This window comes from Microvirga roseola (assembly GCF_020866965.1).
Lineage (GTDB): Bacteria > Pseudomonadota > Alphaproteobacteria > Rhizobiales > Beijerinckiaceae > Microvirga > Microvirga roseola.
In genome coordinates this window covers 1-12,399 of sequence record NZ_JAJATX010000028.1, presented here as the reverse complement: position 1 = coordinate 12,399, position 12,399 = coordinate 1, and the positions used below count along the sequence as shown (strand labels likewise).

General features: G+C 64.8%; 16 protein-coding genes. 3 read left to right on the top strand and 13 right to left on the bottom strand.

Annotated features, from left to right (window positions below):
- Positions 1–17: 17 nt before the first annotated feature.
- Positions 18–293 (bottom strand): hypothetical protein, encoded by a 276-nt coding sequence (locus LG661_RS15560; RefSeq protein WP_230532808.1) that lies wholly within the window; start codon positions 291–293, stop codon positions 18–20.
- A gap of 278 nt (positions 294–571) precedes the next feature.
- On the opposite strand from LG661_RS15560, the gene LG661_RS15555 reads away from it, so the two are divergent.
- Positions 572–1,003 carry a COG4315 family predicted lipoprotein gene (locus LG661_RS15555; protein WP_230532807.1) on the top strand — a complete coding sequence of 144 codons (432 nt, stop codon included), beginning with the start codon at positions 572–574 and terminating at the stop codon, positions 1,001–1,003.
- A gap of 56 nt (positions 1,004–1,059) precedes the next feature.
- Here LG661_RS15555 and LG661_RS15550 read toward each other — a convergent pair whose 3' ends face one another.
- The 7 genes from LG661_RS15550 to LG661_RS15520 form a co-directional block, all read right to left on the bottom strand.
- Positions 1,060–1,599: an RNA pyrophosphohydrolase gene (locus LG661_RS15550; protein WP_230532806.1), complete on the bottom strand. Its 540-nt coding sequence runs from the start codon at positions 1,597–1,599 to the stop codon at positions 1,060–1,062.
- 344 nt (positions 1,600–1,943) lie between these two features.
- Positions 1,944–3,260, bottom strand: coding sequence for a S41 family peptidase (locus LG661_RS15545; RefSeq protein ID WP_230532805.1), 1,317 nt, complete (start codon positions 3,258–3,260; stop codon positions 1,944–1,946).
- Positions 3,260–4,615, bottom strand: a complete 1,356-nt coding sequence (locus LG661_RS15540; RefSeq protein ID WP_407666726.1) for a murein hydrolase activator EnvC family protein — start codon at positions 4,613–4,615, stop codon at positions 3,260–3,262. The genes LG661_RS15545 and LG661_RS15540 overlap by 1 nt, the downstream gene beginning before the upstream one ends.
- A 4-nt stretch (positions 4,616–4,619) precedes the next feature.
- Positions 4,620–5,114: a 23S rRNA (pseudouridine(1915)-N(3))-methyltransferase RlmH gene (gene rlmH / locus LG661_RS15535; RefSeq protein ID WP_230532803.1), complete on the bottom strand. Its 495-nt coding sequence runs from the start codon at positions 5,112–5,114 to the stop codon at positions 4,620–4,622.
- Between the two features lie 15 nt (positions 5,115–5,129).
- On the bottom strand, positions 5,130–5,459 hold the full coding sequence (gene rsfS, locus LG661_RS15530; protein WP_230532847.1) for a ribosome silencing factor: 330 nt from the start codon (positions 5,457–5,459) through the stop codon (positions 5,130–5,132).
- 151 nt (positions 5,460–5,610) lie between these two features.
- Complete coding sequence (locus LG661_RS15525; protein ID WP_230532802.1) at positions 5,611–6,195, bottom strand: nicotinate-nucleotide adenylyltransferase; 585 nt, start codon at positions 6,193–6,195, stop codon at positions 5,611–5,613.
- Between the two features lie 83 nt (positions 6,196–6,278).
- A complete protein-coding gene (locus LG661_RS15520) occupies positions 6,279–7,520 on the bottom strand; it encodes a glutamate-5-semialdehyde dehydrogenase (protein ID WP_230532846.1) in 1,242 nt (413 codons plus the stop codon).
- A gap of 94 nt (positions 7,521–7,614) precedes the next feature.
- Here LG661_RS15520 and LG661_RS15515 point away from each other — a divergent pair, with 94 nt between their 5' ends.
- On the top strand, positions 7,615–8,076 hold the full coding sequence (locus LG661_RS15515; RefSeq protein WP_230532801.1) for a DUF72 domain-containing protein: 462 nt from the start codon (positions 7,615–7,617) through the stop codon (positions 8,074–8,076).
- Positions 8,073–8,180, top strand: coding sequence for a DUF72 domain-containing protein (locus tag LG661_RS15510; protein WP_230532800.1), 108 nt, complete (start codon positions 8,073–8,075; stop codon positions 8,178–8,180). The genes LG661_RS15515 and LG661_RS15510 overlap by 4 nt, the downstream gene beginning before the upstream one ends.
- A gap of 79 nt (positions 8,181–8,259) precedes the next feature.
- Here LG661_RS15510 and proB read toward each other — a convergent pair whose 3' ends face one another.
- From proB to rplU, 5 genes are all read right to left on the bottom strand, one after another.
- Complete coding sequence (gene proB, locus LG661_RS15505) at positions 8,260–9,405, bottom strand: glutamate 5-kinase (protein ID WP_230532799.1); 1,146 nt, start codon at positions 9,403–9,405, stop codon at positions 8,260–8,262.
- A complete protein-coding gene (gene obgE / locus LG661_RS15500) occupies positions 9,402–10,436 on the bottom strand; it encodes a GTPase ObgE (protein ID WP_230532798.1) in 1,035 nt (344 codons plus the stop codon). The genes proB and obgE overlap by 4 nt, the downstream gene beginning before the upstream one ends.
- A 139-nt stretch (positions 10,437–10,575) precedes the next feature.
- Complete coding sequence (locus LG661_RS15495; RefSeq protein ID WP_230532797.1) at positions 10,576–11,226, bottom strand: GNAT family N-acetyltransferase; 651 nt, start codon at positions 11,224–11,226, stop codon at positions 10,576–10,578.
- Between the two features lie 177 nt (positions 11,227–11,403).
- On the bottom strand, positions 11,404–11,670 hold the full coding sequence (gene rpmA / locus LG661_RS15490; protein WP_230532796.1) for a 50S ribosomal protein L27: 267 nt from the start codon (positions 11,668–11,670) through the stop codon (positions 11,404–11,406).
- A gap of 34 nt (positions 11,671–11,704) precedes the next feature.
- A complete protein-coding gene (gene rplU, locus LG661_RS15485; RefSeq protein WP_230532795.1) occupies positions 11,705–12,097 on the bottom strand; it encodes a 50S ribosomal protein L21 in 393 nt (130 codons plus the stop codon).
- Between the last annotated feature and the right edge of the window lie 302 nt (positions 12,098–12,399).

Sequence of the window (12,399 nt, the reverse complement as noted above, 5' to 3'; positions counted from 1 at the left end):
AGCGGGATCGGCCGGGATTAATCTTCCTCCTCGCCAAAGACGCCTTCCTCTTCCTCGTAGTAACCGCCGTAATCCTCGTAGAGGCCACCATCGACCTCCCCGTAGTAATCGCCCATGGGCTCGGTGAGCCCCTCTTCGTAAACGCCGCCGTCATCCTCCCAGTAACCCTCCTCCTCGCCGAAGATCCCCTCCTCCTCACCCAACTGGGCGAAGGAGGCCTGAGGGGCTGCAAAAGAAAGGAGGGCCGCCAGAAGCGCGGGTCCTTTCAGCTTGTCCAAATATCGAAGAAGCATGTTCGTCTCCTTTGGCCGGTCGTGCTGAGGCTCCCCAAGCTCCTATCCCTTGCAAAAGCGCTGTCGTCGTCAGGGGGCAGGCAGATCTGAGCGGGGTGGTACTGAAACCGGCAGAGTCGCAGCCGGTTTCAGTACCGGCGGCCGCATCGGCGTGAGAAGTGGCGATTGCGTACGTGAACGTACGGATTTTCGTGCGAGATCGATGCCGCGCAGGCATGGCGCGTCGTTTGCTGTTGGGGGCGTCTCCTGAACCGGACGGAGAAAATGCTATGAGAAGAATGCCGATTGCAGCAATGGCGCTGGCCCTTGCAGGAGCTGCCTGGGCCCAGACGAGCGGCGCAGCCAAGCTCGTCGCGGAGCAGAAGCAACTCTACGGCCAATACCTCGCCGATGCGGATGGAAGGGCCCTGTATCTCTTCGAGAAGGATACGAAAGGAACGAGCAACTGCTACGATGCCTGCGCCGAGGTTTGGCCGCCCATGATCACGTCAGGTCCTCCGCAAACAGGACCGGCCGTCGACCAGTCGCTTGTGGGAACCATCGAGCGCAAGGACGGCAGGACGCAGGTCACATATGACGGCATACCGCTGTACTACTACGTCAAGGATCAGGGCCCCGGCTCGGTGACTGGGCAGGATGTCCATGATCGGTTCGGCGGATGGTATCTCGTCTCTCCGCAAGGCAAGAAGATCGAGGCCGAGAAGAGCTGATCTCCTGGTCGCCCCGTCACGGCATTGCGGCTCGCGGGAACGCTCCGCGGGCCTGCTCAGATCCGCGTGTCCTGCGGTGCCAAGTCCGCGAAGGCCCGGACGACGTTTTCATAAACGGACCGCTTGAAAGGGATGATCAGCTCGGGCAGGCGATGCATCTCCTCCCAGCGCCACTCGTCGAATTCGGGCTTATGGCCGCCGCCGGGCTGGTGAATATTGATTTCGCTCTCGTCGCCTTCGAACCGGAAGGCGAACCATTTCTGCGTCTGTCCCCGATAGCGGCCGCGCCATGCGCGGCCCGCCACCATGGAGGGGAGATCGTAGGAGTACCATTCGGGCGCCTCGGCCAGGAAGGTGACGGAACGGACGCTCGTCTCCTCGTGGAGCTCCCGCAGGGCGGCCTGATAGGGATCCTCGCCCGGGTCGATTCCCCCCTGCGGCATCTGCCAGGCATAGCCGTCCGCGACGTTGTCGCCGCTGGATTCCGAGCGGCGACGGCCGATGAAAACGAGGCCCTGCTTGTTGAGAAGCATCACGCCGACGCAGGAGCGGTAGGGCAGGTCTTTCCTGCTCTGTGATCCTCTGGCGCTCCTCATCCGACATTTACTCCCATTCTTGCGAGAACCCGACCTTGCCGATTTCATTCATCGCCGAGCGATCAATGATGGTTCCCGATATTTCCCTGAGAGTGCAGCCTCAATCTCTCCGGCACAAGCACTTCGTGGCGATTGTCGAAACCATTCGGGAAAAGTGAGAACCGGCTTTGCGTCCGAGATGACGGCAAGCCGAGGGCCTGCGTCGCCGGTTGCGGTCTCATGGATGCGCAAACCGCTTCCTGGGCCGGAATCGAAAAAGCCTGACGGCTTGGAGACCGTCAGGCTTGGCTTTCACCGGTTCCGAGAACCACGCCCTGTCAGGACAGAGCCCGCCGGTCCGATCTTTAGTTCGGAACCGTTGTGGTGTTGGCTGCGCCCTTGCGAACGCCGTGGATCAGGTCGTAGGCAGCGGTGAGCTGCTTGTCCTTGGCCGGATCCGGCGGGACATAGGCAGACGATCCGCCGCGCTCTTCCTTCTCGCCGCCATTGCTCAGGTGGCCGCGCAGGCCGGCTTCGCCCTTGGTCTCGTCCTTGCCCTTCAGCTCCTCGGGGATCTCCTGCAGCACCTCGACGTCAGGATCGATGCCCTTGGCCTGGATCGAGCGGCCGGACGGGGTGTAGTAGCGCGCCGTCGTCAGGCGCACGGCCCCGTTGCCGCCGAGCGGGATGATGGTCTGCACGGAGCCCTTGCCGAAGGAGCGGGTTCCGAGAACCGTTGCGCGCTTGTGGTCCTGCAGGGCGCCGGCCACGATCTCCGAAGCGGAAGCCGAGCCGCCGTTGACCAGCACGACCAGCGGCTTACCCTTGGTCAGGTCGCCGGCCTTGGCGCTGAACCGCTGCGTATCCTCGGCATTGCGGCTGCGGGTCGAAACGATCTCGCCGCGGTCGAGGAAGGCATCGGAGACCATGATAGCCTGATCGAGCAGGCCGCCCGGATTGTTGCGCAGGTCGATGACGAAGCCGGCCACCTTGTCGGCGCCGATGTCGTTCGTCAGCTTGTCGATGCCGGTGCGGAGCGCCTCGTAGGTCTGCTCGTTGAACTGCGTAATGCGCAGGACACCGATGTCGCCCTCGACGCGGGCGCGCACGGGACGGACCTTGATCGTCTCGCGGGTCAGCTTCACCTCGATTGGATCCTTCGCTTCCTTGCGCTGGACCTTGAGGGTGACCGAGGAGTTGATCGGGCCGCGCATCTTTTCAACGGCCTGATTCAGGTTGAGGCCCTGAACCTGCTCGCCATTGATATGGGTGATGATGTCGTTGGCCAAGATGCCGGCGCGGGAGGCGGGCGTGTCGTCGATGGGGGTCACCACCTTCACCAGACCTTCCTCCATGGTGACCTCGATACCCAGGCCTCCGAACTCGCCGCGGGTCTGCACCTGCATGTCGCGGAAGCTCTTGGGATCCATGTAGCTCGAATGCGGGTCGAGCGAAGTCAGCATGCCGTTGATGGCCGATTCGACGAGCTTCGACTCATCCGCCTTCTCAACGTAATCCGTACGCACCTTTTCGAAAACATCGCCGAAAAGGCTCAGCTGGCGGTATGTATCGGCCGAGGCGGCGACCGCGCTCGTCGAGGAGAGTAGGTCCGTCTGCGACACCATGGTCGCGCTGCCTGCGCCGATAGCCGCACCGAGAATCAAAATGGATAGTTTGCGCATTATCCGCGAACCTTTTCGCCTTGCGATTTCGTCCACCATGGACCTGGATCAATCGATCCGCCGTCTTTCCTGAACTCAACATAGAGAACGGGATTGTTCTTTTCTATGGTACTGCCCATCAAAGACATGAGAGGTTCCTCTCCCATCGTCGCAACAGGCTCGCCCGCGAGCACGAACTGCCCGACATCGACATTGATCCGGTCCATCCCGGCCAGAAGAACATAATATCCACCGCCGGCATTAATGATCAAGAGTCGACCATAGGAACGGAAGGGTCCCGCAAAGGCTACCCACCCGTCGGCAGGTGATACTACAGGAGCTTTGGGCCGGGTTGTGATCGAAATGCCGCGCGTCGTTCCGCCATAGCCGTCATCCGACCCGAAATCCTGGACGGTCTCGCCGCTGACGGGACGTGGAAGGAGGCCCCGCGCCTCGGAAAACGGGATCTTCGGGGCCAGCCGCGCCGGGTCTCGGAAGGCGGCCTGGGCGAAGCGCTCCTTCGTCTCCCGCTTCTGGGCCTCTGCGGCCCGACGTGCCTCCTCGGCGGCCTGGCGAGCGCCTGCGATCTCCTGCTCCATCCGGTCGATCAACTCTTTGAGAGTTCCTGCCTGACGGGCAAGCTCCGCAGCCTTTTCCTGCTCGGCCCCGACGCTCCGCTCGACCTCGGCCATCCGGGCCTGGCGTGCATCCATGAGGGCGGCGAGGCGCTGCTGCTCTCCATTGAGCGCGACCAGTTCCTGATTGAGGGTCGTGCGGTCGGTGGCGATCGCCTCCTTGAGGCGCACGAGCTCGGCCAGATCAGTGGCCAGGATATCGACCTCGGTCCTGAGCTCGGGCAGCACTGCCCCCAGCATAATGGAGGCCCGGACGGCCTCCAGCATGTCCTCCGGCCTGACCAGAACGGCCGGTGGCGGACGGCGGCCCATGCGCTGGAGGGCGGCAAAGACTTCGACGATGACCCCTCGCCTGCTCTCGAGCGAGCGGCGGATCGCCGCCTCGCTGGCGGTCAGGGTCAGGAGCCGCTGCTCCAGGGCGCGGATCCGGTCCTCGATGCCGCGGACCCGTCCGGCCGTCTCAATGAGTGCGGCATTGAGCCTCGCCCGGTCGGAGCGGATCTCATCGATCTCCGATTCGAGGCGCTTGCGGGCCTCGGCGCTGGCCGCCATGGCCTCCTCCAGCACCTTGAGATCGTTTTCGCGCCTCGCCTTCTCCTCGGCCGTCTCCATTATTCCGGCCGGCACCTCCGGCGCAAGCGCAGGCGTCTCCTGAGCTTGGAGGGGGCTCAGAGCGGAGGCAGCCAGCCATGCGGCAAGGCCCAGGGCCTTGCGGGAGGAAAGAGAGGTAAAGCGGATCATCCGTTCAGGAATCGTCGTGACCGGCGCGATGATAAGGGTGTCCGGCAATGATTGTCAGCGCCCTATAGAGCTGCTCGACCACGAGCGCCCGCACAATCTGGTGCGGCATGGTGAGCGCACCGAAGGAAACCACCAGCTCGGCACGCTGGCGGATCTTGGGATCGAGGCCGTCCGGCCCGCCGATGATGCAGGCGATCCCGGGCCGGCCCTCGTCCCGCCACTGTCTGATTTTCTCGGCAAAAGCCTCGCTGGAGGGGCTCTTGCCCCGCTCGTCGAACACGACGAGCACGGAAGCGCCGGCCTTCTCCGAAAGGCTCACGGCTTCTTCTGCCCGGCGGTCGTCGTCCCGCCGCGCCCGGCTTTCGGGCAGTTCGACGATATCGAGGCCGGCCAGACCCAGGGCCCGGCCCATGCCTTCGATCCGCTGTCTGTATCGCTCGACCAGCTCCCGTTCGGGGCCGCTTTTGAGACGGCCCACGGCCACCAGGCTCAGTCGCACGATACGGACCTTAGGTTAGCTGGCGCGGTCCTGCGGACGGTCGGCGCCCCACATCTTCTCGAGGTTGTAGAAGCCACGGACCTCGGGACGGAAAACGTGGATCAGCACGTCGCCGGCATCGATCAGCACCCAATCGCAGGCGGGCAGGCCCTCGACCCGTGCATTCCCGAACCCCTTGTCCTTGAGGTCCTGGATCACGCGGTCGGCAATCGCGCCCACGTGGCGGTGGGAACGGCCCGACGTAACGATCATGGTATCTGCAAGCGAGGTTTTTCCGGCCAGATCGATCTCGACCGTGTTTTCGGCCTTCATATCCTCGAGGGAAGCCAGGGCAACGGCCCGGATGTCCTCACCATTCGGAGCATCCGCTCCGGAGAGAGGAGGAAGCGGATTCCGATCCGCCTCAAGCGAAGATAGTCGGTTCAGGTTCAGACCCTTTCTCAGCAGCGCTATCCTATGCGCCGTTCCCTAAGATAAGGTTGAACGGCACGTTATTTCAACGTCCCCCTGAAGGAGAAGTTCGCCGCAGGCGGCGCAGCGCAGTGGACGAGAGATGCGAGCGGGGGCCGTGCAGGAAGACCCAGGCCGGGGGCTCGAAGCTCGGCAGCGCTGAGGCCTGCTCCTCCCCGATTCGCCATGGGGACAGGGCTGTGGCAGCAGGGGAGCGGACCGCCTTCAGGGTCCAGCCGGGGCGGTCGATGACGGCGATGGGCATGGTCCGGGCGATCCTCCGCCAGCCCCGCCAGCGGTGGAAGCTCGCCAGGCTATCCGCCCCCATGATCCAGACGAATCGCACGCCCAGGTAGCGCCGCGTGAGATAGGCCAGGGTATCCACGGTGTAGCGGGCCCCGATCTCCTCCTCGAAGGTGGTCACGTCGATGCGGGGATGGCCGGCCATGTCCTCCGCTCCTGCCGCCCTCTCGGCCGTGGAGGCGAGCTCGCCCGTGTCCTTCAAGGGATTGCCGGGGGTGACGATCCACCAGACCCGGTCAAGCTCGAGACGCTTGAGGGCGAGGAGGCTCACATGCCGGTGCCCGGCATGGGCCGGGTTGAACGAGCCGCCATAAAGACCGATCCGCATACCCGGGGCGGCCTGCGGCAGGCGGGCTAGTCCCGAAGGGCGGAGGCGGAACCTGGAGGGAGGCCGCTTGACGGGAGCGTGGATCACGGACGTGTCTGGCCCGTGCCGCGGACGCGATACTTGAACGAGGTCAGCTGCTCGACGCCGACAGGCCCGCGGGCATGCATCCGCCCCGTGGCGATGCCGATCTCGGCTCCGAAACCGAACTCGCCGCCATCGGCGAACTGGGTCGAGGCGTTGTGGAGCACGATGGCGGAATCGACCTCGGCCATGAAGCGCTCGGCAGCCGCAGCGTCATCGGTGATGATCGAATCGGTGTGGTGGGAGCCGTAGGTCTCGATATGCGAGACGGCCGCATCCAGTCCGTCCACGACCTTGGCCGAAATGATCGCGTCGAGATATTCGGTGCGCCAATCCTCCTCCGTCGCCGGAGCCACGCGGGGATCCGCTGCCTGCACGGCTTCGTCGCCGCGAACTTCGCAGCCCGCGTCGAGCAGCATAGCGATCAGCGGCGTGAGATGGGTGTCAGCGCAGGCGCGATCCACCAGGAGCGTTTCCGCGGAGCCGCAGATGCCGGTGCGCCGCAGCTTGGCGTTGAGCACGATGCGCTTCGCCATGCCGAGATCGGCCTTTTCGTGGACGAACACGTGGCAGATGCCCTCCAGATGCGCGAAGACCGGCACCCTCGCCTCCTCCTGCACCAGCGCCACGAGGCTCTTGCCGCCGCGCGGCACGATCACGTCGATATTGCCGTCGAGGCCCGAGAGCATGGCCCCCACCGCCACCCGGTCGCGGGTGGGAACGAGGCTGCTCGCATCGGCGGGCAACCCTGTCCTCTCCAGCCCCTCCCCCATGGCTTGCGCGATGGCGGACGAGGTGCGGAAACTGTCGGAGCCCGCGCGCAGGATCGCGGCATTTCCCGCCTTCAGGCAGAGAGCCCCCGCATCCGCGGTCACGTTGGGCCGACTCTCGAAAATGACGCCGACGACGCCGAGCGGCGTCGCCACTCGCTCGATCTTGAGACCATTCGGCCGCTCGAAGCTCGCCAGAACCCGACCGACCGGATCCGGAAGCGCGGCAATGCTTTCGACGGCAGCGGCAATGGCTTCGAGCCGATCCGCATCGAGAGCAAGGCGGTCGATGAAGGCGGGCGGCTGCCCCTTGGCTCTGGCCTCGCCGAGATCCTCCGCATTGGCCGCAAGGATGCGGGGCGCGGCGGCGCGGATGGATGCTGCGATGGCGTTCAGGGCTGCGTTCTTCTCCGCCGCCGAGGCCAGGGCGACGCGCTGTGAAGCCTTTCTCGCCCGGCGCCCCAACTCGGCCATGAGGGCCGGAGCGTCAGCGGATTCGATCCAAGCGGCCTCTGTCGCGTTGTCGGATTCGGCGAGCGCGTTCTGGCTCAAGGCACGAGTATCATCCATGTCCAAGTCCCGGGAAAAATCCCTACAGCCGAAATCCATAGCACGTGAGATGGCCCGAGGGCCAAGCCGCACCGCATCCGAGAGTGCGATTCGCGCTCTGAGAAGAACAGAGCTGCGGATCGGCACCTCCGGCTGGCACTACCAGCCACGGAAGGGCTCCTTCTATCCGGAAGACCTGAAAATCAAGGACTTTCTGCCCTACTACATCACCCAGTTCGACACGACGGAGATCAATAACTCCTTTTACCGCCTGCCGACGGAAAAGGCCGTGGCGGACCGGCATGATTCCACGCCGGAGGGCTTTCTCTTTGCTTGGAAGATGTCCCGCCTCGTCACTCACATGAAGCGCCTGAAGGACGTAGAGGAGAATATCGCCTTCGTGATGCGGCGCATGGCGGGCCTAATGGACAAATTCGGCCCGGTCCTGATCCAGCTGCCGCCCCTTCGCCCTGGGTCGTGACCGCCGACTTCGTCTATGTGCGAGCCCACGGCACCAACGGGCGCTATGCCGGCAGCTACGGAACCGGCATCCTCGCGGATTGGGCGAAGAGGATCGCCGCCTGACGGAAGGAGGGGCGAGACGTCTACGTCTATTTCGACAACAATATCAAAAGCGCAGCCCCCGGCGATGCGAAGGATCTGCTCAGGCTGACCGGGACGCCGGAGCATCCGCCCAGTCGCTGAGGGCCATGTCGTCCCGATGCACCATCTCGGCCCGGCCCGGATAGCCGAGGATCGCCTCGATCTCGCGGCTGGAGCGGCCGATGATGCGGGCGGCCTCGTCGGCGTCGTAGGCCACGAGACCACGACCCAGAACATGGCTGTCGTCGCGGATGGTCACCGCATCGCCCCGGTGGAAGGAGCCCTCGATCCGGCGGACGCCCACCGGCAGCAGGCTCGCCCCGCCCTTGAGCGCCCGCGCCGCACCCTCGTCCACATGGAGGGTACCGCGAGGCTCCAGCGCTCCGGCGATCCAGGTCTTGCGGGCGGTGGCGGGATTGGAAGGAGTAAGGAACCAGGTGCAGCGCCCGCCCTCGGCGATGCGCTTCAGCGGGTTCTTGGTGCGCCCGTCCGCAATGACCATATGCGTGCCGCCGGAGGTGGCGATCTTGCCCGCCTCGACCTTCGTGCGCATACCGCCGCGCGACAGCTCGGAAGCCGCCCCGCCCGCCATGGCCTCGATGGCGGGCGTGATCCGCTCGACCACCGGAATGTGCCGGGCATTCGGATCGGAAGCAGGCGGCGCCGTGTAGAGGCCGTCGATATCGGAGAAGAGCACCAGAAGATCCGCGCCGATCATGGTGGCGACGCGGGCCGCGAGCCGGTCATTGTCGCCGTAGCGGATCTCGGAGGTGGCGACCGTGTCGTTTTCGTTGATGACGGGAACGGCCCGCATCTCGAGAAGCTTCAGGGTCGTGGCGCGGGCATTGAGATAGCGGCGGCGCTGCTCGGTATCGGCAAGCGTCACCAGGATCTGCCCCGCCGTGATGCCGTGATGGGCCAGCACTTCCGACCAGGTCCGGGCCAGTGCGATCTGCCCGACCGCAGCCGCCGCCTGGCTTTCCTCCAGTCTCAAGGGGCCGGAAGGCAGACCCAGGACAGTGCGGCCCATGGCGATGGCGCCGGAGGAGACGACGAGAACGTCCGCCCCCTTGGCGTGGAGATCGGCAATGTCCTCGGCCAAAGCCGCCAGCCAAGCGTGATTCAGGCGCCCCCTCGCCCGGTCCACGAGCAGAGCGGACCCGACCTTCAGGACGACACGGCGGAACTGGCTGATTGCGGGGCTCACGGGCGCCACTCTTCCCGGGATTGGGCGGGCTCTTCCTCGGCCTTGGCCTCGTCGATCACGCCGAGCAGCGCCTGCAGAACCTCCTGCACGCCCTGGCCTGAGGCCGAGGAAATGACGTAAGGATTCTGCTTGCAGGCCTTTTTGAGCTTCTTGAGCTGCTCCTTCAGCGTGTCCTCGTCCAGGGCGTCCGCCTTGGAGAGGGCGACGATCTCGGGCTTCTCGTCGAGCCCATGGCCATAGGCCTCGATCTCGTGGCGGACCGTCCTGTAGGCCTCGCCCGCATCCTCGCTGGTGCCCTCGACCAGATGCAGGAGCACCCGGCAGCGCTCCACATGGCTCAAGAACCGGTCGCCGAGGCCGATGCCTTCGGATGCGCCCTCGATGAGTCCGGGGATGTCGGCCAGCACGAATTCGCGGTTGTAGGCGCGCACCACGCCGAGGCCCGGATGGAGGGTCGTGAAGGGGTAGTCGGCAATCTTGGGCTTGGCCGCCGTGACGGTGGCGAGAAACGTCGACTTGCCCGCATTGGGAAGCCCCACGAGCCCTGCATCGGCAATCAGCTTGAGCCGCAGGATGATCGTGCGCTCCTGCCCCTCCTGGCCGGGATTGGCCCGGCGCGGGGCGCGATTGGTGGAGGTGGTGAAATAGGCGTTGCCGAAGCCGCCATTGCCGCCCTTCGCCAGCAGGACTCGCTGGCCCACATGGGTCATGTCGGCGATGACGGTCTCGCCGTCCTCCTCCAGGATCTCGGTTCCGGCCGGAACCTTCAGCACCACGTCGGCGCCCTTGGCGCCGGCCCGGTTCTTGCCCATGCCGTGACCGCCGGTCTTGGCCTTGAAATGCTGCTGGTAGCGGTAGTCGATGAGGGTGTTGAGCCCTTCCACGCATTCCGCCCAGACGTCGCCACCGCGGCCGCCGTCGCCGCCGTCGGGCCCGCCGAACTCGATGAACTTCTCACGGCGGAAGGACACGGCGCCTGCGCCGCCATTGCCGGAGCGAATATAGATCTTGGCTTGGTCGAGAAATTTCATAACCCGCATCCTTTACGGGACTGGAGCATTTTCCGCAAAGGTGGATCCGGCCCGGCGCAAGGGAATGCACCGGGCCCAGACTTTTTCGGATCAACGCAGACAAAAAGGGAAGCGCTCCCGTATCGGGAGCGCGTCGTCTTCAACTGGCCAGGGAGATATCCCGGTCAAGCTCGACCTCGACGTCGACGGGCTCGCGCACGAGGCCCGTATGCCCCCAGGTCTTCAGGCTCTCCCAGGCCCGCCTGTCGAGGCGGAAATGGTCGGCCGGATAGAGGCCGCCCCGGGCCGGCAGCTCCACGAGGCCGGAACCATGATAGGCGAAGCCGCACTTCTCCAGGACGCGCCGGGAGCCTGGGTTGATGACCCGGGCGTTCGCCGTGAGCTCGTCCTCCTCGCCATATGCAAAGAAGGCGTCGATCAGTGCGCGCGCCGCCTCGGTGGCGTAGCCCTGGCCCCAGCAGGAAGTGCCCAGCCAGTAGCCCAGATGCGGCTTGCCCGTTTCGGGATCGGGTCCGATCCCCACCATGCCGATCAGGCTGTTGGGCTTGGACCGGGGGGTGATAGCAAGCTGAAGCCCGTGGCCATCCGCGTTGGAGCGCCTGGCCTGGAAGATGAACCGCTCGGCATCGTCCGGGTGATAGGGATGCGGAATTCGGGCCGTCATGTCCGCGACCGCTTTCTCACCGGCGAGGCGTACGATGGCTTGGGCGTCCGCAAGACGGGGCCAGCGCAGCCACAGGCGGCGGGTCTCGAGGCGGAAAACATCGTCACGGGTGAGGTCGGGAAACATAGTCCTGCTCCGATCCGGTTGGGCCCTCCCTGGGCCCGAAAATGACGAAGGGGAGGTGGGACATCCCACCTCCCCTGTCTTTTCGGATCTGAGCTTGGCCTTATGGGCCTGTCTGGAGCTTCGATCCGCCGGGTCGGTGTGATGCCGGCGGGAGCTCCTTCGTTTTGCTCTCGCCGTTTACTCTGCGGCCTCTTGGGCCGGTACGACCGATACAAAGGCTCGGCCTTGACGCGTAAGGAATCGGACGCGGCCATCGGTGGTGGCAAAGAGGGTGTGATCCTTGCCCATGCCGACATTCGCGCCCGCATGCCATTTCGTGCCGCGCTGACGAATAATGATGTTGCCGGCAACGACCTGTTGATCGCCGAATTTCTTGACGCCCAGACGACGGCCTTCGGAGTCGCGACCGTTGCGGGACGAGCCGCCTGCTTTTTTGTGAGCCATGGGTTACTCCCGTGTTCCGTTCAGTTGCTGCCGCTTACTCAGCGGTGGCCGGCGCAGCTTCGTCAGCCGCAGCCGTGGTGGTCTTCTTAGCCGCAGCCTTCTTGGGCTTCGCTCCGCCAGAGAGGATCTCGGTGATCCGCACCACGGTGTAGTCCTGGCGATGCCCGCGCTTGCGACGCGAATTCTGCCGACGGCGCTTCTTGAAGGCGATGACCTTCTCGCCGCGGGTGTGTTCCACCACCTCGCCGGCCACGGTCACGCCCTCGACGAGGGGCGCGCCCACTTGGGTCGAGCCGTCGTTCGAGACCATGAGAACCTGGTCGAACGTAACGGCGGAGCCCGGCTCGCCCGCGAGCGTGGCGACGGTGATGACGTCATTGGCGGCAACGCGATACTGCTTGCCGCCGGTCTTGATCACTGCGAACATCTTGATCCTCGTGTTCAAACCCAATTCTCAGCGGGGAGGTCCCCACCGGATTGGCTTTTTGGCAGTTTCCGGCTTCGTTTCACGGCGGACAGGCCACCGCATGGATTAAGCGGGCAGACTGATCCGCCCATAGAGGAAGCCTCCCTATGGCCTGGAGCTTCTTTTGTCAATCAAAAAGCTTTCTTTTGGCGCTTGAAGAGCCGCCAAGCCCATGATATCCACCCGGCCTCAACCAGCGGGCCCTAAGGCCTTCGCACCCCGGAGAGGTGGCAGAGTGGTTGAATGCACCGCACTCGAAATGC

What these genes read in the sequence shown, in the direction of transcription:
- LG661_RS15560 (WP_230532808.1), bottom strand. Translation starts at nt 293, where the DNA reads ATGCTTCTTCGATATTTGGACAAGCTGAAAGGACCCGCGCTTCTGGCG.
- LG661_RS15555 (WP_230532807.1), top strand. Translation starts at nt 572, where the DNA reads ATGCCGATTGCAGCAATGGCGCTGGCCCTTGCAGGAGCTGCCTGGGCC.
- LG661_RS15550 (WP_230532806.1), bottom strand. Translation starts at nt 1,599, where the DNA reads ATGAGGAGCGCCAGAGGATCACAGAGCAGGAAAGACCTGCCCTACCGC.
- LG661_RS15545 (WP_230532805.1), bottom strand. Translation starts at nt 3,260, where the DNA reads ATGCGCAAACTATCCATTTTGATTCTCGGTGCGGCTATCGGCGCAGGC.
- LG661_RS15540 (WP_407666726.1), bottom strand. Translation starts at nt 4,615, where the DNA reads ATGATCCGCTTTACCTCTCTTTCCTCCCGCAAGGCCCTGGGCCTTGCC.
- LG661_RS15525 (WP_230532802.1), bottom strand. Translation starts at nt 6,195, where the DNA reads ATGCGGATCGGTCTTTATGGCGGCTCGTTCAACCCGGCCCATGCCGGG.
- LG661_RS15520 (WP_230532846.1), bottom strand. Translation starts at nt 7,520, where the DNA reads ATGGCCGAGTTGGGGCGCCGGGCGAGAAAGGCTTCACAGCGCGTCGCC.
- LG661_RS15515 (WP_230532801.1), top strand. Translation starts at nt 7,615, where the DNA reads ATGTCCAAGTCCCGGGAAAAATCCCTACAGCCGAAATCCATAGCACGT.
- obgE (WP_230532798.1), bottom strand. Translation starts at nt 10,436, where the DNA reads ATGAAATTTCTCGACCAAGCCAAGATCTATATTCGCTCCGGCAATGGC.
- LG661_RS15495 (WP_230532797.1), bottom strand. Translation starts at nt 11,226, where the DNA reads ATGTTTCCCGACCTCACCCGTGACGATGTTTTCCGCCTCGAGACCCGC.
- rpmA (WP_230532796.1), bottom strand. Translation starts at nt 11,670, where the DNA reads ATGGCTCACAAAAAAGCAGGCGGCTCGTCCCGCAACGGTCGCGACTCC.
- rplU (WP_230532795.1), bottom strand. Translation starts at nt 12,097, where the DNA reads ATGTTCGCAGTGATCAAGACCGGCGGCAAGCAGTATCGCGTTGCCGCC.